At 70.5% G+C, this 24672-nt stretch carries 23 protein-coding genes; 17 read left to right on the top strand and 6 right to left on the bottom strand.

What is annotated here, in order from left to right; translation table 11 throughout:
• Positions 1 to 3: 3 nt before the first annotated feature.
• From AB0N82_RS12775 to AB0N82_RS12765, 3 genes are all read right to left on the bottom strand, one after another.
• Positions 4 to 1251: an MFS transporter gene (locus tag AB0N82_RS12775; protein WP_315995454.1), complete on the bottom strand. Its 1248-nt coding sequence runs from the start codon at positions 1249 to 1251 to the stop codon at positions 4 to 6.
• Positions 1248 to 1766 carry a MarR family transcriptional regulator gene (locus tag AB0N82_RS12770; RefSeq protein WP_315995455.1) on the bottom strand — a complete coding sequence of 173 codons (519 nt, stop codon included), beginning with the start codon at positions 1764 to 1766 and terminating at the stop codon, positions 1248 to 1250. Before AB0N82_RS12770 ends, AB0N82_RS12775 begins: the two co-directional genes overlap by 4 nt.
• A 111-nt stretch (positions 1767 to 1877) precedes the next feature.
• Positions 1878 to 2621, bottom strand: coding sequence for an IclR family transcriptional regulator (locus tag AB0N82_RS12765; RefSeq protein WP_315995896.1), 744 nt, complete (start codon positions 2619 to 2621; stop codon positions 1878 to 1880).
• A 211-nt stretch (positions 2622 to 2832) separates the two neighbouring features.
• Between AB0N82_RS12765 and AB0N82_RS12760 the strand changes: the two genes are divergently transcribed.
• From AB0N82_RS12760 to AB0N82_RS12750, 3 genes are all read left to right on the top strand, one after another.
• A complete protein-coding gene (locus AB0N82_RS12760; protein ID WP_363392025.1) occupies positions 2833 to 3606 on the top strand; it encodes a CoA transferase subunit A in 774 nt (257 codons plus the stop codon).
• Between the two features lie 138 nt (positions 3607 to 3744).
• Positions 3745 to 4422: a CoA transferase subunit B gene (locus AB0N82_RS12755; RefSeq protein WP_363392023.1), complete on the top strand. Its 678-nt coding sequence runs from the start codon at positions 3745 to 3747 to the stop codon at positions 4420 to 4422.
• On the top strand, positions 4419 to 5606 hold the full coding sequence (locus tag AB0N82_RS12750) for an acetyl-CoA C-acetyltransferase (protein ID WP_363392021.1): 1188 nt from the start codon (positions 4419 to 4421) through the stop codon (positions 5604 to 5606). The genes AB0N82_RS12755 and AB0N82_RS12750 overlap by 4 nt, the downstream gene beginning before the upstream one ends.
• A gap of 62 nt (positions 5607 to 5668) precedes the next feature.
• Here the strand turns inward: AB0N82_RS12750 and AB0N82_RS12745 are convergent, their stop codons facing one another.
• On the bottom strand, positions 5669 to 5923 hold the full coding sequence (locus AB0N82_RS12745; protein ID WP_315995459.1) for a hypothetical protein: 255 nt from the start codon (positions 5921 to 5923) through the stop codon (positions 5669 to 5671).
• A gap of 150 nt (positions 5924 to 6073) precedes the next feature.
• Here AB0N82_RS12745 and otsA point away from each other — a divergent pair, with 150 nt between their 5' ends.
• The 9 genes from otsA to serA all read left to right on the top strand — a co-directional run bounded on the left by otsA (position 6074) and on the right by serA (position 16796).
• A complete protein-coding gene (otsA, locus tag AB0N82_RS12740) occupies positions 6074 to 7561 on the top strand; it encodes an alpha,alpha-trehalose-phosphate synthase (UDP-forming) (protein ID WP_363392019.1) in 1488 nt (495 codons plus the stop codon).
• A gap of 49 nt (positions 7562 to 7610) precedes the next feature.
• Positions 7611 to 8390, top strand: coding sequence for a trehalose-phosphatase (gene otsB / locus AB0N82_RS12735; RefSeq protein WP_363392017.1), 780 nt, complete (start codon positions 7611 to 7613; stop codon positions 8388 to 8390).
• Positions 8391 to 8478: 88 nt separating this feature from the next.
• Complete coding sequence (ilvD, locus tag AB0N82_RS12730) at positions 8479 to 10197, top strand: dihydroxy-acid dehydratase (RefSeq protein ID WP_315995462.1); 1719 nt, start codon at positions 8479 to 8481, stop codon at positions 10195 to 10197.
• A gap of 44 nt (positions 10198 to 10241) precedes the next feature.
• A complete protein-coding gene (locus tag AB0N82_RS12725) occupies positions 10242 to 12050 on the top strand; it encodes an acetolactate synthase large subunit (RefSeq protein WP_363392015.1) in 1809 nt (602 codons plus the stop codon).
• Position 12051: 1 nt separating this feature from the next.
• Positions 12052 to 12561 carry an acetolactate synthase small subunit gene (ilvN, locus tag AB0N82_RS12720; RefSeq protein ID WP_315995464.1) on the top strand — a complete coding sequence of 170 codons (510 nt, stop codon included), beginning with the start codon at positions 12052 to 12054 and terminating at the stop codon, positions 12559 to 12561.
• Between the two features lie 169 nt (positions 12562 to 12730).
• A complete protein-coding gene (ilvC, locus tag AB0N82_RS12715; protein ID WP_315995465.1) occupies positions 12731 to 13756 on the top strand; it encodes a ketol-acid reductoisomerase in 1026 nt (341 codons plus the stop codon).
• A gap of 143 nt (positions 13757 to 13899) precedes the next feature.
• Positions 13900 to 14475: a DNA polymerase III subunit gamma/tau gene (locus AB0N82_RS12710; protein WP_363392012.1), complete on the top strand. Its 576-nt coding sequence runs from the start codon at positions 13900 to 13902 to the stop codon at positions 14473 to 14475.
• Positions 14472 to 14810, top strand: a complete 339-nt coding sequence (locus AB0N82_RS12705; RefSeq protein WP_315995467.1) for a bacitracin resistance protein — start codon at positions 14472 to 14474, stop codon at positions 14808 to 14810. Before AB0N82_RS12710 ends, AB0N82_RS12705 begins: the two co-directional genes overlap by 4 nt.
• 381 nt (positions 14811 to 15191) lie before the next feature.
• Complete coding sequence (serA, locus tag AB0N82_RS12700) at positions 15192 to 16796, top strand: phosphoglycerate dehydrogenase (protein ID WP_363392010.1); 1605 nt, start codon at positions 15192 to 15194, stop codon at positions 16794 to 16796.
• 92 nt (positions 16797 to 16888) lie between these two features.
• Here the strand turns inward: serA and AB0N82_RS12695 are convergent, their stop codons facing one another.
• The gene (locus tag AB0N82_RS12695; RefSeq protein ID WP_315995469.1) at positions 16889 to 17431 is read right to left on the bottom strand and encodes a TetR/AcrR family transcriptional regulator; all 543 of its coding nucleotides are present in this window, start codon (positions 17429 to 17431) and stop codon (positions 16889 to 16891) included.
• Between the two features lie 94 nt (positions 17432 to 17525).
• Here AB0N82_RS12695 and AB0N82_RS12690 point away from each other — a divergent pair, with 94 nt between their 5' ends.
• The 5 genes from AB0N82_RS12690 (at position 17526) to AB0N82_RS12670 (ending at position 23459) form a co-directional block, all read left to right on the top strand.
• The gene (locus AB0N82_RS12690; protein WP_363392008.1) at positions 17526 to 19049 is read left to right on the top strand and encodes an MFS transporter; all 1524 of its coding nucleotides are present in this window, start codon (positions 17526 to 17528) and stop codon (positions 19047 to 19049) included.
• A 25-nt stretch (positions 19050 to 19074) separates the two neighbouring features.
• Positions 19075 to 20124 (top strand): 3-isopropylmalate dehydrogenase, encoded by a 1050-nt coding sequence (locus tag AB0N82_RS12685; protein ID WP_363392006.1) that lies wholly within the window; start codon positions 19075 to 19077, stop codon positions 20122 to 20124.
• Between the two features lie 54 nt (positions 20125 to 20178).
• Positions 20179 to 21285 (top strand): branched-chain amino acid aminotransferase, encoded by a 1107-nt coding sequence (locus tag AB0N82_RS12680; protein ID WP_363392004.1) that lies wholly within the window; start codon positions 20179 to 20181, stop codon positions 21283 to 21285.
• Between the two features lie 172 nt (positions 21286 to 21457).
• The gene (locus tag AB0N82_RS12675; protein WP_315995473.1) at positions 21458 to 22225 is read left to right on the top strand and encodes a fumarylacetoacetate hydrolase family protein; all 768 of its coding nucleotides are present in this window, start codon (positions 21458 to 21460) and stop codon (positions 22223 to 22225) included.
• Positions 22218 to 23459: an MFS transporter gene (locus tag AB0N82_RS12670; protein WP_363392001.1), complete on the top strand. Its 1242-nt coding sequence runs from the start codon at positions 22218 to 22220 to the stop codon at positions 23457 to 23459. Before AB0N82_RS12675 ends, AB0N82_RS12670 begins: the two co-directional genes overlap by 8 nt.
• Positions 23460 to 23528: 69 nt before the next feature.
• Here AB0N82_RS12670 and AB0N82_RS12665 read toward each other — a convergent pair whose 3' ends face one another.
• Positions 23529 to 24617: an aminotransferase class V-fold PLP-dependent enzyme gene (locus AB0N82_RS12665; RefSeq protein WP_363391999.1), complete on the bottom strand. Its 1089-nt coding sequence runs from the start codon at positions 24615 to 24617 to the stop codon at positions 23529 to 23531.
• Between the last annotated feature and the right edge of the window lie 55 nt (positions 24618 to 24672).

Here is a 24672-nt window from a genome sequence, read left to right as displayed (position 1 = left end):
GTGTTACGCAGCGTCTCCGACCAGCACGGCGGCGCCTTCATCGGCGGCGTCGGGGTGCGAGCCGTCGACGTGGGCCAGCAGGCGACGGCCGAACAGGATGCACGCAGCGGCGATGAACACCGAGGCGGCGGCCATGAAGTACGGCACATCGGCGCCGTAGGCGTGCCAGAGCCACGCCGCGAGCGGCGGAGCGACGGCCCCGCCGAGGAAGCGGACGGCGGAGTACGCCGACGAGGCGACCGAGCGCGGCAGGTCGGTGGCCTCCATCACGGCCTCGGTCAGCGCGGTGTTGACCACGCCCAGCACGAGGCCACCCACGATGATGCACACGACGAGGGCGGTCGACGACGCCACAGTGAAGGCCGCGACCACCAGGTCGATTGCCAGCAGGGGCAGCGCGATCAGCAGCACGCTTGTCAGGCGCAGCCTGCGCAGCAGCAGCGGAGCGACCCAGACACTCGTGATCGCGAGGCCCACGCCCCAGCCGAAGAAGGTGAGGCCGATACCCATGGCACCGAATCCGAGGGGGAACGGCGAGAACGCCAGCAGGGTGAAGAAGCCGATGTTGTAGAACAGGGCGGTCGCCGCGAGGATCGCGAGCGCCGGGCGGCCCAGCGCGCGGAACGGGGCGCTGAAGGGAAGGGGCGTACGCGCGGGCTTCGGTCCGCGAAGAAGGACCGCCACCGCGATGAACGCGATCGCCATCAGGGCGACGACGCCGAAGAACGGTCCGCGCCAGCTGACCTCGCCGAGGACGCCGCCCAGCAGCGGACCGACGGCGATGCCGAGGCCGAGTGCCGCCTCGTACAGGATGATCGCCGACGACGTGCCGCCCGATGCGGCCCCGACGATCGTCGCGAGAGCGGTGGAGATGAAGAGCGCGTTGCCCAGACCCCACCCGGCGCGGAAGCCGATGACGGCGTCGACGCTGCCGCTCAGGGCGCAGAACAGTGCGAACACCACGATCAGCCCGAGACCCACCAGCAGGGTGGCCTTGGCGCCGATGCGGCTGGAGATCCAGCTGGTGACGAGCATCGCGAGACCGGTCACCACGAGGTAGCTCGTGAAGAGCAGCTCGGTCTGCACCGGGCTCGCCTTCAACGACTCGGCGATCGCGGGAAGAATCGGATCGACGAGCCCGATACCCATGAACGCCACGACCGACGCGAAGGCGACTGCCCAGACTTGTGCGGGCTGTTTCCAGACGCTCGGGGCCTTATCGACCGGGTCGGCTGCGGTACCGGCGCTCACCGGACCACCTCTCTTTCTTCTTCGGAGCGACGTGCGGCACCGCGCGAGGCGCGTACCTGGTCGCTCGGTTTCTCGGTGTGTTCGTTCGACCCGACGGGCGCCATCCCGACCTGGCGCGAGAGAGCCGAGGCCGCCGTGCTGACGGCCTCCCACTCCGCGGGGGACAAGTCGGCCACGTGCGGCGCGAGGGCAGCGCGGAAGAGCTCGTACCAGCGCTCGAGGGCGTCGAGGCCGTCCTCGGTGGCCGCCACCACGCTCACGCGGGAGTCGTCGGGGTGACTGCGACGCGACACGAGTCCAGCGGCATCCATCTGCCGGATCAGCCGGGTCATACCGGGCTGCGTGACGCGGCTGAGCGTCGCAAGGTCGCCGAGGCGCTGCGGGCCGTGGTCGCGCAGCAGCGTCAGCGTGCGCCACTGCGCCGCGGGAGCGTCGGAGTTCGTGTCGAGGGCGGCCACACGCGTGAGCGCATGCACGGCGAGCAGCAGGCGCTGGAGGTCGTCGTCCCGGGTCATAGGTGAAAGTATACCCCAGTTATATACCGTAGGTATCTATTGCGGGCTCCGCGCGCGCGGCCGGCGCCACACGTCGTGACAGGGCGCCGAGCGCCGGCGGCGCGCGCCCTGTTATCGCGCGGCGATCCGCGTCGACAACTGGTGCGCGTGCGCCAGCAGGATCCGCCCGAGTTCGGCGAGTCGCTCGCCGCCGAACCGGAACTCGACTCCCGTCAGGCTCAGCGCCCATTGCGGGTCGCCGGCCCGCGTGAAGACCGCGGCGCCCACACCCCAGCTGCCCTCGACGATCAAGCCGGGGTTGACCGCGTAGCCCCGCGCCTGTGTGTCGGCGACGCGCGCGCGTAGCCGCGCGGGGGAGTGGGAGGCTCCCCAGCGTTCGACGAGCTCCGGATGCCGTTCGAGGTAGGCGTCCACGTCCTGGGGCGGCAGGAACGCGAGGATCGCGAGCCCTGCCGACGCGACGCCCAGGGGGAAGCGCACCCCCTCCGACAGCACGAACGAGCGGATGGGGAAGCTCCCGTCCTCGCGGACGAGGCAGACGGTCTCGTCGCCGCGCCGCACCGAGAGGAACGCGCTCTCCTCGGTGCGGACCGCCAGCGAGCGCACGATGTCGCGCGCGGTCGCCGTGATGTCGAAGCGGGATGCCGCGACGCTGCCCATCAGGTACAGCTCGGGTCCCGGGAGCCAGTGCCCGGTCGCGTCGTCGCGGTCGACGAGACCTTCGGCTCGCAGGGCACTCAGCAGTCGGTGAGTCGTCGGACGTGTCAGATCGGCGTCGCGCGCGAGGTCGGCCACCGCGGCACCCGCCTCGCCGGCGGCTGTGACCAGACGCAGGAGGTGCGCTGCGCGGGCGATGGCCTGGGCTCCGGGGACGGTGGCCGGGGTCTCTCGCGCCGCGGCACGATGTGGTCGCGGCCCCCTCGGAGTGACTTCCCCGGGTGATTCGGGCGATCTGGTGTCCACGATGTGGACGCTACGCCTGGCGGCATCCACATGGCAAGAACGGGCTGGCCGCGGCGCCGGCCCGCGCCGCAGGGTGGAGGGACGCCGCTACGAAGGAGTTCGCGTGATCGACAAGACCGTCGCCTCAGCTGCCGAGGCCGTCGCCGACATCCCCGACGGAGCATCTCTCGCTGTCGGCGGCTTCGGCCTCTCGGGCAATCCCATCGCCCTGATCGAGGCTCTGCTCGCCCAGGGAACCCGCGACCTGTCGGTCGTGTCGAACAACTGCGGCGTCGACGACTGGGGGCTCGGCATCTTGCTGGGCGCCGGTCGCATCCGCAAGATGACCTCGTCGTACGTCGGCGAGAACAAGGAGTTCGAGCGGCAGTTCCTCTCGGGCGAGCTCGAACTCGAGCTCACTCCGCAGGGCACGCTCGCCGAGAAGCTGCGGGCCGGCGGCTCGGGCATCGCGGCCTTCTACACGCAGACCGGAGTGGGTACCCAGGTCGCCGAGGGCGGCCTGCCCCGCCGCTACGACGCGGCCGGCGGTATCGCTGTGGCCTCCCCGGTCAAGGAGGTGCGCACCTTCGACGTGAACGGCGAGCAGCGCGAGTTCGTGCTCGAAGAGGCGATCACCACCGATTTCTCGCTCGTGCACGCCTACCAGGGCGACCGCCACGGCAACCTCGTCTTCCGCAAGGCCGCGCGGGCCTTCAACCCCCTCGCCGCCATCGCCGGCCGTACCTGCATCGTGCAGGTCGAGCACCTCGTCGAACCCGGCGAGCTCGATCCGGATGCCGTGCATCTGCCCGGCGTCTACGTGCATCGGATCGTCGAGGTCGGGCCCGACATCCCCAAGCGCATCGAGAAGCGCACCGTCCGGGAGGGGAACCGGTGATCATGCCGAAATGCTGCCCCCGGTCCCTTCGACAGGCTCAGGGACCTGGAGAGGCTCAGGGACCTGGACAGGCTCGGAGACCTCGCGGTCAGGGGCCCCGCTTCGCGCCGATCTCGACCGTCACCGAGGAGAACTGAGATGCCCCTGTCCCGCATCGAGATGGCGGCCCGCGCCGCCCGGGAGCTCGCCGACGGCGCGTACGTCAACCTCGGCATCGGGCTTCCCACGCTCGTCCCCAACCACGTGCCCGACGGGGTGACGGTCGTGCTGCAGTCCGAGAACGGCATCCTCGGCGTGGGTCCCTACCCGACCGAGGACGCGGTGGACCCCGACCTCATCAACGCCGGCAAGGAGACGGTCACGACGTTGCCGGGAGCCGCGTTCTTCGACTCGGCCCTGAGCTTCGGCATGATCCGAGGCGGCAAGATCGACGCCGCGATCCTCGGGGCGATGCAGGTCTCGGCATCCGGAGACCTGGCGAACTGGATGATCCCCGGGAAGATGGTCAAGGGTCCCGGCGGCGCGATGGACCTCGTGCACGGCGCCGCCCGCGTGATCGTGCTGATGGAGCACGTCGCGAAGGACGGCTCGCCCAAGATCGTCGACTCCTGCTCGCTTCCGCTGACCGGTCGCGGCGTGGTCGACCGGATCATCACCGACCTCGCCGTCATCGACGTGACGGAGGATGGACTCGTGCTCGTCGAGCTCGCCCCCGGGGTGAGCGTCGACGAGGTGCGGGATTCCACCCAGCCCCCGCTGACCGTGGGACTCACCGAGAAGCGCACAGAGAAGCTCACAGAGGAGCAGAACGCATGACCACCGACAACGACGTCGTCATCGTCGCCGCCGCGCGCACCCCGCAGGGTCGTCTGAAGGGGCAGCTCGCGCCGCTCACGGCTGTCCAGCTCGGCGCCGCGGCGATCCGCGGGGCGCTCGAGCGCGGCGGCATCCCCGCCGACGCCGTCGACGCGGTGCTCGTCGGGCAGGTGCTGCAGGCCGGGGCGGGGCAGAACGCGGCGCGACAGGCCGCGATCGCAGCGGGCATCGGCTGGAATGTGCACAGCGCCACGATCAACAAGGTGTGCCTCTCGGGGCTCACCGCGGTCATCGACGCCGCGCGCATGCTCCGCCTCGGAGACGCGAGCGTCGTGGTCGCCGCCGGCATGGAATCGATGACCCGCGCCCCGCACCTGCTCATGAACTCGCGCGAGGGGTACTCCTACGGCTCCGTCGAGGTCCTCGACCACATGGCTCACGACGGGCTGACCGACGCGTACGACAGCGAGAGCATGGGCGCGTCCACCGAGCGCGCGAACGCCCGCTACGAGGTCACGCGCGAGGCGCAGGACGCCGTCTCGGCGCGGTCGCACCAGCGAGCCGGCGCAGCCCAAGCCGACGGGATGTTCGAGGCCGAGATCGTGCCCGTCTCGATCCCGCAGCGCAAGGGAGACCCGGTCGTCGTCACGGCTGACGAGGGGATCCGCCCCGACACCACGGTCGAGACGCTCGCGAAGCTGCGCCCGGCGTTCGCCGAGGGGGGATCGATCACCGCCGGCAACGCCTCGCAGATCTCCGACGGCGCCTCGGCGGTCGTCGTCACCACGCGCGCTGTCGCCGCCGAACACGGCTGGGACGTGCTCGCGGTCGTCGGCGCCGCGGGGCAGGTCGCCGGCCCCGACAACTCCCTCCACGCCCAGCCCGCGCGGGCGATCGAGAAGGCGCTGCAGAAGCAGGGACTCTCGGCCTCCGATCTCGACCTCGTCGAGATCAACGAGGCGTTCGGCGCGGTCGTGGCGCGGTCGCAGGCCGAACTCGGGCTTTCCGACGACGTCGTCAACCCGCACGGCGGGGGCATCGCGATCGGTCACCCGATCGGCGCCTCGGGCAACCGCCTCGTCGTTCACGCCATCCACGAGCTCGTGCGCCGCGGGGGCGGCACGGCGGCGGTCGCCCTCTGCGGCGGCGGCGGCCAGGGCGACGCGCTGATCCTCACCCGCTGACCCGCAGACGGAAAGACGGATGCCACGACCCTCCGGCCGCGGCATCCGTCGGTGTCAGGGGGTCAGCGACCCAGGCGCTTCTTGAACAGCTTGTCCTGCTTCTTCGAGACGGGGGAGTCGCCCGCGATGACGCGGCCGCGGCGCGCGCGGCGGGTGTCGACCACGGCGCCGATCGCCAGCGCCAGGGTGATGCCCCAGCTGAGCCACGCCAGCGCCGTGCGCCAGGTGAACGGCTCGTCGTTCTTGAGGCCGCGCAGGAGCGTGACGCCACCGGTGATGGCGCTGAGGAGACCGGTTCCGAAGATGTACTGCCGCATGCGCCCAACCTATCGAGGAGGGCGATCGGATGCCGCGCCTTGACAGCGCTCGACCCGGGGGCGCCCTGAGCACCGCTTATCGCATCGCGTCCACCCCCGTGCGCGGACCGAGCCCGCTGTTAGCCTGAGGACGATCCCCGAGGAGGACCTGTGACCCAGGCCGATTTCGTCGTCGTCGCCAACCGCTTGCCCGTCGACCGCACCCCCGACGGAGAGGGCTGGCGCCGATCGCCGGGCGGGCTCGTCACCGCTCTCGAACCCGTCATGCGCCGCGCCGAGGGTGCCTGGGTGGGGTGGGCCGGTCAGGCCGACGCCACCGTGGAGCCGTTCGACTTCGAGGGCACGCACCTCGTCCCCGTGACCCTGTCGGCCTCCGACGTCGAGCTCTACTACGAGGGCTTCTCGAACGACACCATCTGGCCGCTCTACCACGACGTCATCGCGGCGCCGACCTACAAGCGGGCCTGGTGGGACGCCTACGTCAAGGTCAACCGGCGCTTCGCCGAGGCCGCGGCCGAGGTCGTCGCCGACGGCGGCATCGTGTGGGTGCAGGACTACCAGCTGCAGCTCGTGCCGAAGATGCTGCGCGAGCTGCGCCCCGACCTCACCATCGGCTACTTCCACCACATCCCGTTCCCCGCCTACGGCCTCTACGCTCAGCTCCCCTGGCGCAAGCAGGTGCTCGAGGGACTCCTCGGCGCCGACGTCATCGGTTTCCAGCGCGTGGCCGACGCGGGCAACTTCGCCCGCGCCGTGCGCCGACAGCTGCGGTACGAGACCAAGGCCAGCGGCATCCTGGTCCCCGAGGGCGAGACGACGCGCGTCGCGCTCGCCAAGGCGTTCCCCATCTCGATCGATGCCGACTCCTACATCGAGCTGGCGCAGAAGCCGGAGATCCAGCAGCGCGCCAAGGAGATCCGCGAGGGTCTCGGCAATCCGCGCAAGATCCTCCTCGGCGTCGACCGCCTCGACTACACCAAGGGCATCCGCCACCGTCTCAAGGCGTGGGGCGAACTGCTCGAAGACGGTCGCGCGACGGTCGAGGACGCCACCCTCGTGCAGGTCGCGAGCCCCAGTCGCGAGCGCGTCGACGCCTACGTGCAGCTGCGCGACGAGATCGAGATGACCGTCGGCCGCATCAACGGCGACCACGACACCACGACGCACACGGCGATCCGCTACCTCCACCAGTCGTACCCGCGGGAGGAGATGGTGGCGCTGTTCCTCGCCGCCGACATCATGCTCGTCACGGCGCTGCGCGACGGCATGAACCTCGTCGCGAAGGAGTACGTGGCCAGCCGCGTCGACAACCGCGGCGTGCTCCTGCTCAGCGAGTTCGCCGGCGCCGCCGACGAGATGGGCAGCGCCCTGCTCATCAACCCGCACGACATCGACGGCATGAAGGATGCCATCGTGCGCGCGCTCGAGATGCCCGCCGCCGAACAGGGCCGCCGCATGCGGGCGTTGCGCAAACGCGTGCGCGACCACGACGTCGAGGACTGGTCGCAGGACTTCCTCGAGGCGCTCTCGGTGTTCCACGAGAAGGCCTCCAGCGCTGCGGCCGCCGCCGAGGTCACCCGCGACGACGACGGCTCCGCTCCCGAGCTCGAGCCCATCGACGAGACGGATGCCGGATGACGGGGTCGCAGCTCGACCCGATCCGCATCGATGAAGGGATGGATGCCGGATGACCGCCGCCGACGCCTCCGTCGAGGCCGTCGCGACGACCGCGACGCTGCTGATCGCCCTCGATTTCGACGGCACGCTCTCACCGCTGGTCGACGAGCCGATGTCGGCGCGCATGACGCCGGACGCCCGCGCGGTGCTCGAGGAGCTCGCGGGCCTCCCGGCGACGACCGTGGCCCTCGTCTCCGGCCGCACGCTCGCCGATCTCCGCGTCATCGCGGAGCACGACGACTCCTCTCCGTGGTGGCTGATGGGCTCGCACGGGGCCGAGGCCTGGGAGCCGGGCTCCGGTGCCGTCGAAGCGGACGACGACGCCGACGACCGCGCGCTGCGCGACCGCCTCACCGCCGAGGTCCGCGACGCCGTCGCCGCGTTCCCCGGAGCACGGGTCGAGCCCAAGCAGTTCGGGCTCGGACTGCACACCCGGACGGCGGATGCCGATGCCGCCCGCGCCGCGCGGGAGGCGACCGACGCCGTCCTGGCCGCCCAAGCGCCGTCGTGGCGACGGCGCACCGGACACGACATTCTCGAGTTCTCGTTCCGGCACGAGGGCAAGGACTCGGCCGTCGCGCACCTGCGCGAGCGCGTGAGCGCCACGGCGGTGCTCTTCGCCGGCGACGACGTCACCGACGAGGACGCCCTGCGATCGCTGGGGGCGGGCGACCTCGGCGTGCGCGTCGGCGGGGGAGAGACGGCGGCGACGCTGCGGGTCGACGACATCGCGGCCTTCGTGGCGGTCCTCGAGCGGATCGCCCGATTGCGGAGCGCGCACGCGGGGTGAGCGCCGGGGGCAGCGGCCCTCGACGATGAATCCACCGTTCACCGCCCGGGCGGCGTCGCGCGCGTGCCGCTCGCAATAGACTTCGAGAATGCCCGCACCGCAGAATCCGAACACCGGCGAGTTCGACATCAAGCCCCGCAGTCGCGTCGTCACCGACGGCATCGAAGCCACCACGTCGCGCGGAATGCTCCGCGCGGTCGGCATGGGCGACGAGGACTGGGACAAGCCCCAGATCGGCATCGCGTCGAGCTGGAACGAGATCACCCCCTGCAACCTCAGCCTCGACCGGCTCGCGCAGGGCGCCAAAGAAGGCGTCCACGCCGGCGGCGGTTACCCCCTGCAGTTCGGCACCATCTCCGTCTCCGATGGCATCTCCATGGGCCACGAGGGCATGCACTTCTCGCTCGTCTCGCGAGAGGTCATCGCCGACAGCGTCGAGACCGTCATGATGGCCGAGCGCCTCGACGGCTCCGTGCTCCTTGCAGGCTGCGACAAGTCGATCCCGGGCATGCTCATGGCATCCGCCCGTCTCGACCTGTCGAGCGTCTTCCTCTACGCCGGCTCCATCGCCCCGGGCTGGGTGAAGCTCAGCGACGGCACCGAGAAGGACGTCACGATCATCGACTCGTTCGAGGCCGTGGGCGCGTGTCTCGCGGGCAAGATGAGCGAGGCCGACCTCAAGCGCATCGAGTGCGCGATCGCCCCGGGCGAGGGTGCGTGCGGTGGGATGTACACCGCCAACACCATGGCCTCCGTCGCCGAGGCGCTCGGACTGAGCCTCCCCGGTTCGGCCGCCCCGCCCTCCGCCGACCGTCGCCGCGACTATTTCGCCCACCGCTCGGGCGAGGCCGTCGTCAACCTCCTCCGTCAGGGGATCACCACGCGCGACATCCTCACCAAGGAGGCGTTCGAGAACGCCATCGCCCTCGCCATGGCGCTCGGCGGTTCGACCAACGTCGTGCTGCACCTGCTCGCGATCGCGAACGAGGCCGAGGTCGAGCTGAACCTCCACGACTTCAACCGCATCGGCGACCGCACCCCGCACGTGGCCGACATGAAGCCGTTCGGCCAGTACGTCATGAACGACGTCGACCGCCACGGCGGCATCCCCGTGATCATGAAGGCGATGCTCGACGAGGGTCTGCTGCACGGCGACGCGCTCACCGTCACGGGCAAGACGCTCGCCGAGAACCTCGCCGACCTGAACCCCGACCCGGTCGATGGCAAGGTCATCCACTCGTTCGACGACCCGATCCACGCCACCGGCGGCATCACGATCCTGCACGGCTCGATGGCCCCCGAAGGCGCGGTGGTGAAGTCGGCCGGCTTCGACGGCAACGTGTTCGAGGGTCCCGCCCGCGTGTTCGAGCGTGAGCGCGGCGCGATGGACGCCCTCGAGGCCGGCGAGATCGCCGCCGGCGACGTGGTCGTCATCCGCTACGAGGGCCCCAAGGGCGGCCCGGGCATGCGTGAGATGCTCGCCATCACGGCGGCCATCAAGGGCGCGGGGCTCGGAAAAGATGTACTACTCTTGACGGACGGTCGATTCTCAGGCGGCACAACCGGACTGTGCATCGGCCACATAGCTCCCGAAGCGGTGGACGCAGGTCCCATCGCCTTCGTGCGCGATGGTGATCTGATACGGGTCGATATCGCCGCTCGCACTCTCGACTTGATCGTCGATGACGCCGAGCTGAGTTCCCGCCGTGATGGCTGGGAACCGCTTCCCCCGCGCTATACCCGTGGCGTTCTGGCCAAGTACTCCAAGCTCGTGCACTCCGCCGCGGAGGGCGCGGTCACGGGCTGACGGCCGTCCCCTTCTCACCTTCTTACGGTTCTCGAGGTACTCCCATGTCCATCGATTCCCCTACGGCGGCCGTGCCCCGGCCCCCCGCCCGCACCGCCCCGGCGCCCGTGATGACGGGTGCACAGGCGGTCGTCCGCTCGCTCGACCTGCTCGGCGTCACCGATGTGTTCGGCCTGCCGGGCGGAGCGATCATGCCCGTCTACGACCCGCTCATGGACGACGAGCACGTCCGCCACATCCTCGTCCGTCACGAGCAGGGCGCCGGTCACGCGGCCGAGGGCTACGCCGCGGCCTCGGGCAAGGTCGGCGTCGCGATCGCGACGTCGGGCCCCGGCGCGACCAACCTCGTCACCGCGATCGCCGACGCCTACATGGACTCGGTGCCGCTCGTGTGCATCACCGGGCAGGTGTTCTCCACCCTCATGGGTACGGATGCCTTCCAGGAGGCCGACATCGTGGGCATCACGATGCCGATCACCAAGCACTCGTTCCTGGTGAAGACCGCCGATGAGATCCCCGGCGCGATCGCGGCGGCCTTCGAGATCGCCTCGACCGGTCGTCCCGGTCCGGTGCTCGTCGACATCACGAAGGACGCCCAGCAGGCCGAGGCGCCGTTCGTCTGGCCGCCCAAGATCGACCTGCCCGGCTACCGCCCGGTCACCAAGGCGCACGGCAAGCAGATCCAGGCCGCGGCCCACCTGCTCGCCACCGCGCACAAGCCCGTGCTGTACGTGGGCGGCGGTGCGATCCGCGCCAACGCGGCGGCGGAGCTGAAGGTGCTCGCCGAGGCGACGGGCGCCCCCGTCGTCACCACGCTCATGGCGCGCGGCGCGTTCCCCGACTCCCACGAGCAGCATCTGGGCATGCCCGGCATGCACGGCACCGTCCCCGCCGTCCTCGCCCTGCAGGAGAGCGACCTCATCGTCTCGCTCGGCGCCCGCTTCGACGACCGCGTCACGGGCAAGGCGTCGCTGTTCGCGCCGAACGCCCAGGTGGTGCACGTCGACATCGACCCCGCCGAGATCTCCAAGATCCGCACGGCCGACGTGCCGATCGTGGGTGACCTGAAAGAGGTCCTCGTCGACCTGGACGCCGCGTTCCGCGCCGCCGACGCCGAGCACCCGCACGACTACAGCGAGTGGTGGACCTACCTGAACGGCCTCCGCGAGGAGTTCCCGCTGGGCTACACGCCCACCACCGACGGCCTCCTGTCGCCGCAGCATGTCATCCAGCGCATCGGCGAGATGACCGGACCCGAGGGCGTCTACGCCTCGGGCGTCGGCCAGCACCAGATGTGGGCGGCGCAGTTCATCAAGTACGAGCGTCCGAACGCGTGGCTCAACTCCGGCGGCGCCGGCACCATGGGCTACGCGGTCCCCGCGGCCATGGGCGCCAAGGTGGCCCAGCCCGATCGCGCCGTGTGGGCGATCGACGGTGACGGCTGCTTCCAGATGACCAACCAGGAGCTCGCGACCTGCGTCATCAACGACATCCCGATCAAGGTCGCGATCATCAACAACTCCTCCCTCGGCATGGTGCGCCAGTGGCAGACGCTGTTCTTCGACGGCCGCCACTCCAACACCGACCTCAACACGGGCCACGGCACGCGTCGCATCCCCGACTTCGTGAAGCTCGCCGAGGCGTACGGGTGCCTCGCGATCCGCGTTGAGAAGGAAGACGAGATCGACGCCGCGATCCAGCTCGCGCTGGACACGAACGACCGCCCCGTCGTGATCGACTTCGTCGTGAGTGCGGATGCCATGGTGTGGCCGATGGTCCCGCAGGGCGTCAGCAACAGCTACGTCCAGTACGCGCGCGATCACTCGCCCGCCTTCAACGAGCAGGAGGACTGAGATGTCTCGTCACGTTCTGAGCCTCCTCGTCGAGGACAAGCCGGGTCTGCTGACCCGCGTCGCCGGGCTCTTCGCCCGCCGCGGCTTCAACATCGAATCGCTCGCCGTCGGCGTGACCGAGGTGCCGGGTCTCTCGCGCATCACGGTCGTGGTCGACGTCGAGGGCCTGCCGCTCGAGCAGGTGACGAAGCAGCTCAACAAGCTGATCAACGTCATCAAGATCGTGGAGCTCGACCCCGCGGCATCCGTCCAGCGCGAGCACGTCCTCGTCAAGGTGCGCGCCGACAACGCCAGCCGCTCGAACGTGCTCGAGGTCGTGAACCTCTTCCGCGCCTCGGTCGTCGACTACGCACCCGATGCCATCGTGATCGAGATCACGGGCGACTCGGGCAAGGTCGGTGCGTTCCTCAAGGCCATCGAGCCCTTCGGTGTGAAGGAGCTCGCACAGTCGGGCCTTCTCGCCGTCGGTCGTGGCGGCAAGAGCATCACCGAGCGCGTCCTCCGCGGCTGACCCCGTCGGTCCCCGAGCCGGGCGGTCCTGAGCCTGTCGAAGGGTCCGACTCTCCGAATCCCGTCGGTCCTCGACCCTGTCGAGGGGTCCGACATCCGAACTTCATACGTCCCACAACCCCCGGTCCCTTCGACAAGCTCAGGGACCTGACTCAAGGAGAAACATCCTCATGGCAGAGATCTTCTACGACGACGACGCCGACCTCTCGATCATCCAGGGCAAGAAGGTCGCGATCGTCGGCTACGGCTCGCAGGGTCACGCCCACGCGCAGAACCTGCGCGACTCGGGCGTCGAGGTCGTCATCGCCCTCAAGGACGGCTCCAAGTCGGCCGCCAAGGCGCAGGAGGACGGCTTCGAGGTCAAGAACGTCGCCGACGCGGCCGAGTGGGCCGACCTCATCATGATCCTCGCGCCCGACCAGCACCAGCGCTCCATCTTCGCCGACTCGATCAAGGACAAGCTCACCGAGGGCAAGACGCTCGCCTTCGCGCACGGCTTCAACATCCGCTTCGGCTACATCGACGCCCCCGAGGGCGTGGACGTCATCCTCGTCGCCCCCAAGGCCCCCGGCCACACCGTGCGTCGCGAGTACGTCGCCGGCCGCGGCATCCCCGACATCATCGCCGTCGAGCGCGACGCCTCGGGCTCGGCCTGGGACACCGCCCTCTCGTACGCGAAGGCCATCGGCGGCACCCGCGCCGGCGTCATCAAGACGACCTTCACCGAAGAGACCGAGACCGACCTCTTCGGCGAGCAGGCCGTGCTCTGCGGTGGCATGAGCCACCTCGTGCAGGCCGGTTTCGAGACCCTCACCGAGGCGGGCTACCAGCCGCAGATCGCGTACTTCGAGGTGCTGCACGAGCTCAAGCTCATCGTCGACCTCATGTGGGAGGGCGGCATCGCCAAGCAGCGCTGGTCGATCTCCGACACCGCCGAGTACGGCGACTACGTCTCGGGCCCGCGCGTCATCTCGCCCGACGTCAAGGAGAGCATGAAGGCCGTCCTCGCCGACATCCAGTCGGGCGCGTTCGCCGAGCGCTTCATCGCCGACCAGGACAAGGGCGCCCCCGAGTTCCTCGAGCTCCGCGAGAAGGAGCAGGGTCACCCCATCGAGGCCACCGGCAAGGAGCTCCGCGGCCTCTTCGCGTGGAAGCAGCAGGACAGCGACTACGTCGAGGGCTCGGCTGCGCGCTGATCTCCCGATCGTCTCGAACGCCCCGTGGCTCCGGCCGCGGGGCGTTCGCCGTTCGGCGGGACGTCTTCGGTTCCGGATGCCGCGCACCCGGCGTGATCGGCGGGGCGCGACCCGGCCGCGGGGGAGCCCGCTACCGTGGAACCGTGAGCACTCCGCGCGATGACGACGCCCTCTCGTGGGGCGGTGACGACGACCCGACCCTCGACGTCGGCGAGAAGCGCGCGACCGAGGTGCGACCGTCGGATCCCGTGCAGCCCGTGTCGAGCGAGCCCGAGCCGCTGCAGCCGGCGGCCGAGCCGGAGCCGCTGCAGCCCGCCGCGAGGTCGGCGTCGCGGACTCCGCAGGTGGCGGCATCCGCGGTGCACGACGACCCCGCCGACGCCGGGCCGGCCGTCGACGACCACGACGCGGATGCCGACTCCTCGGCGCCGCTGGGCAACGTCGGTCTCGTGGGCATCGGCATGGTCGCCGCGACGTTCCTGCTCTTCGCCCTCGGCTGGCTCCTCGCCGGTCTGCGACTGCGCAGCCTGGGGCTGCCGATCCCCGACGTCACGGTGATCGCCCTCACCGCGGGAGCCGTGCTGGCCCCGCTCGTGTGGTTCGTGGCGGTCCTGGTGCTCACCCGTGCATGGCGGACATGGCAGCGATTCCTGCTGCTGATCGTGGGGATCGTGCTGCTCGTCCCCTGGCCGTTCCTGTCGGTGGGAGCACTCGCATGAGCACCGCCACGCGCACGCGCGTCCTGCCCACATGGGTCGTCGTGGCCATCGCCGGCCTCTTCGGGCTGTTCTACGCCTACGTCGTCTGGAGCGCGGTCGCGCTGCTCATCACGCAGGCGACCGGTCCGCTGGGTCTCAACACCCTCGGGTGGGTGGTCTACATCCTCCCGATCGTCTTCCCCCTGCTCGCGTTCGCCGTCGCCTTCGCGATCGGTGCGCGCCGCGCGGCGGGGGAGTTCGCCCTGGCGATGCTCGCGGGTCTCACCCTCTCGGCGGCGTTCTGGCTCGCGATCGTCGGCTACGGAGCGACGTCGTACGGGCTCTACGGGGGCTGAGGCGGGCGACTCCGGTCTCCGGCCGTGCGCCCCGCGGCGAAGCGGTGTCGTGCCGGCGTCCGATCGGGCGCCCCGCGGCGTGACGTCGTCGTGCCGGCATCCGTTCGTGCGCCCGCGGCATGACGTCGTCGCGCCGGCATCCCGAACCGTGGGCCGAAGCCGAGCCGCCGGGAGATGCCGCCTTGCGGCGTGACCGAGGGGCCGCGCGAGCCCGTGCGTCGCCGTCGTCGATGGGCCGAGGCGTCCGGCGTCATACGGTCGGGCGCCGTCGCGGGGCCGCGCTAGGCTGACACACGGCCCGCACGGGTCGTGCGCCCGGTTCGCGCCGGCGGTGCGCGGCGGTGCGCGCCGGTCCCCAGCACCGTTTCGAAGGACGCATCCGTGACGAAGCCCGTCGTGCTCATCGCCGAAGAACTCTCTCCCGCCACGATCGACGCGCTCGGCCCCGACTTCGACGTGCGCAACGTCGACGGGACCGACCGCCCCGCGCTGCTCTCGGCCCTCGCCGACGCGCACGCGGTGCTCGTGCGCTCGGCCACCCAGATCGATGCCGAGGCGCTTGCCGCGGCTCCCTCGCTCAAGGTCGTCGCCCGCGCCGGGGTCGGCCTCGACAACGTCGACATCAAGTCGGCCACCGCCGCAGGTGTCATGGTCGTGAACGCCCCGACCTCCAACATCATCTCGGCCGCCGAGCTGACCGTAGGCCATGTGCTGAGCCTCGCGCGCCGCATCCCCGCCGCGCATGCCTCTCTCGCGCAGGGCCTGTGGAAGCGCAGCTCCTTCACCGGCACCGAGCTCTTCGAGAAGACGATCGGCATCATCGGCCTCGGACGCATCGGCGCCCTCATCGCCGCGCGCCTTCAGGGATTCGACATGCGCGTCATCGCGTACGACCCCTACGTCACGGCCGCGCGTGCGCAGCAGCTCGGCGTGCAGCTGGTCTCGCTCGACGAACTCCTCGAGCAGAGCGACTTCGTCACGATCCACATGCCGAAGACGCCCGAGACGACCGGCATGATCGGCGCCGAGCAGCTGCGCCGCATGAAGAACTCCGCGTACGTCATCAACGTCGCGCGCGGCGGCCTCATCGACGAAGAGGCGCTGTTCGACGCCCTCACCTCGGGCGAGATCGCGGGGGCCGGCCTCGACGTCTTCTCGACCGAGCCCCCCGCCGAGGGCGGCCCCGCCCGCAAGCTCCTCGACCTTCCGAACGTCGTGGTCACCCCGCATCTCGGGGCCAGCACGGAGGAGGCGCAGGAGAAGGCCGGCGTCTCCGTCGCCCGTTCGGTCAAGCTCGCCCTCGAGGGCGACCTCGTCCCGGATGCCGTGAACGTCGCCGGGGGAGCGATCGACCCGTTCGTGCGTCCCGGTATCGCCCTGGTCGAGATGCTCGGTCAGTTCTTCAGCGGTCTCGCCGACAGCGCGCTCACGAGCCTGGACATCGAGGTGCGCGGAGAGCTCGCGCAGTACGACGTGAGCGTCTACCGCCTCGCGGCGCTGAAGGGCTACTTCAGTCGGATCGTCAGTGAAACGGTGTCCTACGTGAACGCCCCGCTCTTCGCCGAGCAGCGCGGCGTCGAGGCGCGCTTGGTCGTCGAGGCCGAGAGCCCGCTGTACCGCAACATCACGATCCTCCGCGGCACCCTCGCGGACGGCTCGACCCTCACGGTGGCCGGTACGCTCGCCGGCACTCGCATGGTGCCCAAGGTCGTCGCGATCAACGGCTACGACATCGAGGTGCCGATCGAGCAGCACCACATCGTCATGCGCTACGCCGACCGCCCCGGCATCGTCGCGATCTACGGCCAGAAGCTCGGTGAGGCCGGCATCAACATCGCGGGTCTCCAGGTGGCGGCCCAGGATGCCACGGGCCGCGCGCTGTCGGTGCTCACGGTGGACTCGCCGGTTCCCGACGAGATCCTCGGTGCGATGCGCGAGTCCGTCGGCGCCGATCTGTTCCGGCAGATCGAGATCATCGAGGGCTGAGTCCCGGACGCATCACGGGGGAGGGGGTCGCTGCGGCGGCCCCCTTTTCTCATTCGAAGGGCGGTGCCGCGTCGCGTTGCGGACTGGCTGCCTCAGGTGGTGGCAGCCACCACGGCGTCGATGAGCTTGTCGAGCTCCGGTCCCTCGAGGGTCGGGCCGGGGACGGCGTTGAGGTCGAGGACCGCGTTGAAGTAGAGCCCGTCGCTGACCAGCAGCACCATCTGCAGCGCCGTCTCGTCGCGCGTGTGCGCGCGGAGGCTCTCCTCCCACAGTTCGCGCACCCGGCGAAGCGAGGCGGATGCCGCATCGTTGCCGTTCTGGGCGAGCCGTGAGACGGCGAGGATGGTCACATCGAGCGGGGACCCGGTGTTCTGCGACGAACGAAGATGCGCCGCGACGACGCCTTCGGCGGACTTCTCGATCTCGTCGACGTCTTCCTGCGCCAGGCGCTCGAGGCGGTCGACCAGTGCCGCTTCGAGAGCGCTCTTCGAGTTGAAGTGGTAGAGCAGGCCGCCCTTCGACACGCCGGCGCCGCGCGCCGTGGCATCCATCGTCGCGGCGCGCTCGCCCTCGTCGACGAGGATCCGTGTGAAGGCGTCGAGGACGGCTTCGCGGGCGAGAGGGGGGCGACTCATGACTCCTCGATCGTACTGGCGGGTGGGACCTCGGACCTGATACTATACCGGCTGGACGGTTAAGAAACGGATCGGAAGAATGCTCACCTCGTCGATGCCCACCTCGGAGATCACCGTGACCCGCGCCGGGTGGCGCGGGTGGTTCGCGCTGGCGGTGCTCATGCTGCCCGTGCTGCTGGTCTCGGTCGACAACACGGTGCTGAGTTTCGCGCTGCCCGAGATCGCACTGTCGCTGCAGCCGTCCAGCATCGAGCAGCTGTGGATCATCGATGTCTACCCGCTCGTGCTCGCGGGCCTGCTCGTCACGATGGGCACCTTGGGCGACCGGTTCGGCCGTCGGCGTCTGCTGTTGATCGGCGCGACCGGCTTCGCGGCCGTCTCCGCACTGTCGGCCTTCGCGCCCACGGCGGCCCTGCTCATCGCCGGCCGCGCCCTCATGGGCGTCTTCGGCGCCATGCTGATGCCGTCGACGCTGTCGCTCCTGCGCAGCATCTTCCGCGACCGCGATCAGCGGCGCTTCGCCATCGCCATCTGGGCGTCGGGTTTCTCGGCGGGCGCCGCCCTCGGGCCGATCGTCGGAGGCTTCCTCCTCGAGCACTTCTCGTGGGGATCGGTGTTCCTCATGGCGGTGCCCGTGCTCATCCCCCTCCTGATCCTCGCCCCGTTCTTCGTGCCCGAGAGTCGCGACCCGCACCCCGGCCGCTTCGACCCCGTCAGCGTGCTGCTCTCGCTCGCGACGATGGTCCCGATCGTCTACGGCATCAAGAAGCTCGCCGTCGACGGCCCGCTTTCGCTCGCCCCGGCGCTCTTCGTCGTCGGCATCGTCTTCGGATGGCTGTTCGTGCGCCGTCAGCGCTCGCTGCCCACGCCGATGCTCGACATGTCGCTGTTCCGTCGAGGCACCTTCTCCGGCGCCATCCTCGTGAACCTGCTCAGCGTGGTCGGACTCGTCGGATTCCTCTACTTCGTCGCGCAGCACCTGCAGCTGGTCGTGGGGCTGTCGCCGATGGTCGCGGGCTTCGCGCTCCTGCCCGGGCTCGTACTCATGATCGTCTCCGGACTCGCCGTGGTGCCGGTCGCGAAGCGGTTCGCCCCGCGCGTGGTCGTGCCCGTCGCGCTCACGTTCTCTGTCGTCGCGTATGTCCTCGTCGCGCTCTCGACCGCCGACCTCGTCCAGCTCATCGTGGCGTTCGGCCTGCTGGGCATCGGTATCGGTGCCGCCGAGACCGTGTCGAACGAGTTGATCCTGTCGAGCGCTCCCTCGGCCAAGGCCGGTGCCGCGAGCGCCGTCTCCGAGACGGCCTACGAGGTCGGCGCGGTGCTGGGCACCGCCGTGCTCGGTGGCATCCTCGCGGCCTTCTATCGGGCGCAGCTGGTGCTCCCGGCGGGGCTCCCGGATGCCGCGGCCCAGGCGGCCCGCGAAACCCTCGCCGGGGCCGTGGCGGTGTCGCAGACCCTCGACGACCCGGCGCTGGCGGACGCCCTGCGGCTCGCCGCCGCGCACGCCTTCGACTCCGGCGTGGTCATCACGGCCTTGATCGGCGCGGGGCTGATCGTCGTGGCCGCGGTGATCGCTGCCACTACCCTGGGAGGAACCCGCGGCGCGTCGACGAAGTGACGTGCCCCGAGCTCTGAGGAGAGCGATGTCGCGTGTCGTGAAGCTGGCCGTCATCCCCGGTGACGGCATCGGTCCCGAAGTCGTCGCCGAGGCCGTCAAGGTGCTCGACGCCGTCACCGCCGAGTCGGATGTCGTCTTCGACAAGACGCCCTTCTCGCTCGGCGCCGGGCGCTACCTCGAGACCGGCGACACGCTCACCGACGACGACCTTGCCGCGATCGCGGGCCACGACGCGATTCTGCTCGGCGCCGTCGGCGGGGTCCCCGGCGACCCGCGCCTGAAGGACGCGAACATCGAACGCGGCCTGCTGCTGAAGCTCCGCTTCGAGCTCGACCACTACGTCAACCTGCGACCGTCGAAGCTCTACCCCGGCGCCGCGGGCCCCCTGGCAGACCCGGGCGACATCGACTTCGTCGTCGTGCGCGAGGGGACCGAGGGGCCGTACGTCGGCAACGGCGGTGCCATCCGCCGCGGAACCCCGCACGAGGTCGCCAACGAGACCTCGGTCAACACGGCCTACGGCGTCGAGCGCGTCGTTCGGTACGCCTTCGCCCTGGCCGAGCGCCGTCGCCGCACGCTCACGCTCGTGCACAAGACCAACGTGCTCGTCCACGCGGGCGGCATGTGGAAGCGCATCGTGGATGCCGTGGCATCCGAGTTCCCGGGGGTCGACGTAGACTACCTGCACGTCGACGCGGCGACGATCTTCCTGGTCACGAACCCGGGCCGCTTCGACGTGATCGTCACCGACAACCTCTTCGGCGACATCCTGACCGACCTGGCCGGCGCCGTCACCGGTGGCATCGGCCTCGCCGCATCGGGCAACATCAACCCCGACGGCGCGTTCCCCTCGATGTTCGAGCCCGTGCACGGATCGGCGCCCGACATCGCGGGAAGCCAGAAGGCCGACCCCACGGCCGCGATCCTCTCCGTCGCGCTGCTGCTCGATCATCTCGGGCTCACCGACGAATCCGCCCGCGTCACCCGCGCGGTGGAGGACGACATCGCCGGCCGCGAGGGCTCGCGCACCACCGCTCAGATCGGCGACGCGATCGCCGCGCGCGTCCAGGCGTAACCTGGACCGACCGGCCCGCCTCGCCCCTCGGCATACGAAGAGTTTTGGATCAAGATGACCACGATCGACACCGACCCCGACACCGGACTCGACCCGCTCGAGTTCTCCGTCACGCGCAACCTCGCGGCCAAGAGCACCGCCGACCGCGACGCGATCCTCGCCAGCCCCGGCTTCGGGCAGAGCTTCACCGACCACATGGTCGACATCTGCTGGTCGGTCCGCGGCGGCTGGCACCGCCCCCGAGTGTCTCCGTACGGCCCGATCTCGCTCGACCCGGCTGCGGCCGTGCTGCACTACGGCCAGGAGATCTTCGAAGGCATCAAGGCCTACCGCCACGCCGACGGGTCGGTCCACACCTTCCGGCCCGATCAGAACGGGCGACGGCTGCAGCGCTCGGCCCGACGCCTCGCGCTGCCCGAGCTGCCCGTTCCGTACTTCCTCCAGTCGCTGCGCGAACTCATCGCCGTCGACGGCGCGTGGGTGCCCTCCGGCGAGGACCAGAGCCTCTACCTGCGGCCGTTCATGTTCGCGAAGGAGGCGTTCCTCGGCGTCCGTCCCGCTCATAAGGTCGCGTACTACCTGATCGCCAGCCCGGCCGGCGCCTACTTCAAGGGCGGCGTCCAGCCGGTCTCGATCTGGCTGAGCGAGGACTACTCGCGCGCGGGCAAGGGCGGCACGGGGGCGGCAAAGACCGGCGGAAACTACGCCGCGAGCCTTCTTCCCCAGTCCGAGGCGTACGAGAACGAGTGCGACCAGGTCGTCTTCCTCGACCAGGATCGCAACGTCGAGGAGCTCGGCGGCATGAACGTCGTCTTCGTCTATAAGGACGGCACGATCGTCACTCCGCAGTCCGACTCGATCCTCGAGGGCATCACGCGCGACTCGCTTCTGCAGCTCGCGCGCGACCGCGGCCACCACGTCGAGGGGCGCAACGTCTCGCTGACCGAGTGGCGCGAGGGCGTGGCATCCGGAGACATCGTCGAGGTGTTCGCGTGCGGCACCGCTGCCGTGGTCACCCCGATCGGCATCCTCAAGGGGCGCGATTTCATCGACGAGCAGCCTTCGGGGACGCTCGCGCTCGAACTGCGCGAAGAGCTGACGAACATCCAGTACGGCCGCGCGGAAGACAAGCACGGCTGGTTGTACCGCCTCGACGCCTGATCCGCGTCGTCGGATGGAGGGGTTCCCGGATGCCGGGGGCCCCTTCGTCCGTGCACCGAGAGCTTCGACAAGCTCAGCCCCCGACGTCGCAGCCGCAACGGGAGCGAGGTCCCTGAGCCTGTCGAAGGGACCGGGCCCCGCCCGTATCGGACCCCGCGGATAGGCTGGCCCGGTGAAGATCGCTCGATTCAGCCACCAGGACGCCCTCCGCTACGGCATCGTCGACGACGACCACGTCGTCGTGCTCGAGGGTGACCCCATGTTCGCCGGGTTCGACACCACGGGTGAGCGCATCCCCCTCTCCGACGTGACGCTGCTGGCCCCCGTCATCCCGCGCTCGAAGGTCGTGTGCATCGGTAAGAACTACCACGACCACGCTGCCGAGATGGGGGGTGAGGCGCCCGCCGAGCCCCTGATGTTCCTCAAGCCGAACACCTCCGTCATCGGCCCGAACGACGTCATCGTGCGCCCGACGGCCCTCAGCTCGCAGACCGACTACGAGGGCGAACTCGCCGTCGTCATCGGCCGTATCGCCAAGAACGTCCCGGTCGAGCGGGCGGGGGAGTACATCTTCGGCTACACCGTCGCCAACGACGTCACCGCGCGCGATCTGCAGCGCAGCGACGGCCAGTGGTCGCGCGCGAAGGGGTTCGACACCTTCTGCCCCGTCGGCCCGGTCATCGAGACCGACCTCGACGTCTCATCGGCCACGATCGTGACCCGCGTGAACGGCGAGGTCCGTCAGGACGGCCCGGTCTCCGACATGATCCACGACATCCCGACCCTCGTCGCCTACGCCTCCGCGGTGTTCACGCTGCTTCCGGGCGACCTGATCCTGACCGGAACGCCCGCCGGGATCGGCTCCTTCGGTGCGGGCGACGTCGTCGAGGTCGAGATCGGCGGCATCGGGGTGCTGCGCAACACCGCCCGCGATGCCTGACACCGCCGCGCCGGCGGGTGTCGACCTCGTCGCCACGCAGCGCCGTACGGTGCGCGTGCTCGCGGCGGGGCAGGTGCTCACCGGCGTGGCCTTCGGGGCGACGCTCTCGCTCGGCGCCCTCCTCGCCGCCGACCTGTCGGGCCAGGGGGCGCTGTCGGGCTTCGCGACCGCCTCGGTGACGCTGGGGGCCGCGTTGACGGCGATCCCTCTCGCGCGTCTCGCTGCGCGCCGGGGGAGGCGCCTCGCGCTGACCACCGGCAACATCGCCGCGCTGACGGGCATCGCGGTGGTCATCGCCGCGGCGGCGTCGCGCGCCTTCCCCCTGCTGCTCGTGGGGATCGCGTTGATCGGAGCCGGCAACGCCGCGACCCTGCAGTCGCGTTTCGCCGCGACCGATCTCGCACCCACCGCCCGGCGGGGCCGCGACCTCGCCACGGTCGTCTGGGCGACCACGGTGGGTGGAGTGGTCGGTCCGCTCCTGCTCGCTCCCGGCGAACTCCTCGGGGCGAGCATCGGGATGCCGCGCCTCACCGGGGCGTACCTCTTCTCGTTCGCGGCCCAGGCGTGCGCCTTCGCGCTCTACGTGCTCGTCCTGCGCCCGGATCCGCTGCTGCTCGCCCAACGCCTCGATCGTGAGAGCACGGCATCCGCCCCTGCCGTGCCGCAGGCCGACAGTCCCGCGCTCGCGCGCTTCGCGATGCTCGCGGTCGCCGCCTCGCACGTGACGATGGCGTCGGTCATGGCGATGACGCCCGTCCATCTGTCTCACATCGTCGCCCCGGAGGCCGTCACCCTGGCCGTCGGCGTGACGATCGCCCTCCACGTGTTCGGGATGTACGGGCTGTCGCCGGTGTTCGGCATCCTGGCCGACCGCCGGGGGCGGATCCCCGTCATCGTGCTCGGGCAGGTGCTGCTCGCGGCTTCGCTCGCCACCGCGTCGGCTTTCGGTGGCTCCCAGGCCGGCGTCCTGGTGGCGCTGGTGCTGCTCGGCCTCGGATGGAGCGCGGCGACGGTGGCCGGCTCCGCCCTGCTCACCGAGGCGACGCCGGTGGCGCTGCGGCCGCGTCGTCAGGGACGCAGCGACACGCTGATGACGGCGTGCGCGGCTGCGGGCTCCGTACTCGCGGGCGTGATTCTCGGCCTCGTCGGGTACGGCGGTCTCGCCCTCTGGGCGCTCGTTCCGGTGACCGTGGTCTGCATCACCGCCGTCGTGGCGCTCCGCACCCGCGGGTGAGTCGCCGAGAATTATCGCTTTCGAGCCCCACCGAGCGACGATTCTCGGCACCTCGCACGGGGGAGTGGGTCAGATCGCGTAGACCAGGCCGTCGAAGGCCGAGAGGTTCTCGATCCCGCGCACGCCGAGCGCATGCAGGGCGCGGTCGACGTCGCGCTCGTCGTTGAAGACGTGGAAGGCCACCCGGGCGCGACCCGCGCGGCCCGACGCTGTGATGCCGTGGGCGGTGAGCTGCGCGAGGGCTTCGCCGGTGGCATCCGGCCAGGTGACGATGGCCGAGGGGCGCTCGGGGTGAGCCAGGCCCAGGCCGTCGCGGAAGCGCGCGGCGAGGCCCGTGGTGTGCGCGTACGTCGCGGTGATGTCGGCATCGGCGAACAGAGCCAGGGCGGGAGCGGCGCCGACGAAGGCCTGCCACGCCGGCGAGACGTCGAAGCGGCGCGCGTCGGGGGCCAGCGCGCCGCCCGTTCCATAACACGACGACCACGGGTCGTCGCCGGAGTACCAGCCGGCCTGCACCGATCGGATCTCGTGGGCGAACGCGGGTGAGATGGTGAGGAACGAGACGCCGCGGGGGCAGCACAGCCACTTGTAGGCGTGGCACACGGTCGCGTCGAACATCGTCGCGTCGACGGGCAGCCACCCGGCGGCCTGCGTGAGGTCGCAGAGCGTCCGCGCACCCGCGCGTGCGGCGGCGGCGGCGATGCCCACGGCATCCGCCACGTCGCCGGTGGCCGACTGCACGAGCGAGAAGGCCACGAGCCAGGTGTCGGCGGACACAGCGGCCGCGAGCTCCGAGAGGGGAGCGGTGCGCAACCGGATGCCTCGACCCGCGTGGGCGAACGGCGCGACGAGCGAGGAGAAGTCGCCTTCGGCGCAGAGCACCTCGGCGCCGTCGGGAACCGAGGCGGCGACGAGCGCGACCTGCACCGACGTCTGCGATCCGATCGCGACGTCGCCCCGCGGCGCGCTCACGAGGCGGGCGTACGACGCGCGGGCGTCCTCCACTGCCTGCGAGGCCGCGACGACGTCGGGGCGACCGGATGCCGCGGCGTCGAGATCCGCGCGGACGGCGCGCACCGTCTCGCGCGACGGTAGGCCGAGGGTGCAGGCGGCGAGGTAGTCGCGGCCGCCGGCGAAGTGCGAGGCGAGGCTGCTCATGGAACCAGGTTCGTCCGTCAGCGCCTATTGCACTAGGGCAGGTGTTGCATGAGAA

This window comes from Microbacterium sp. NPDC089186, from assembly GCF_040685115.1.
Classification (GTDB): domain Bacteria; phylum Actinomycetota; class Actinomycetes; order Actinomycetales; family Microbacteriaceae; genus Microbacterium; species Microbacterium galbum.
The sequence above is the reverse complement of the archived record's forward strand: the minus strand, read 5'-3'. Positions and strand labels throughout refer to the sequence as shown.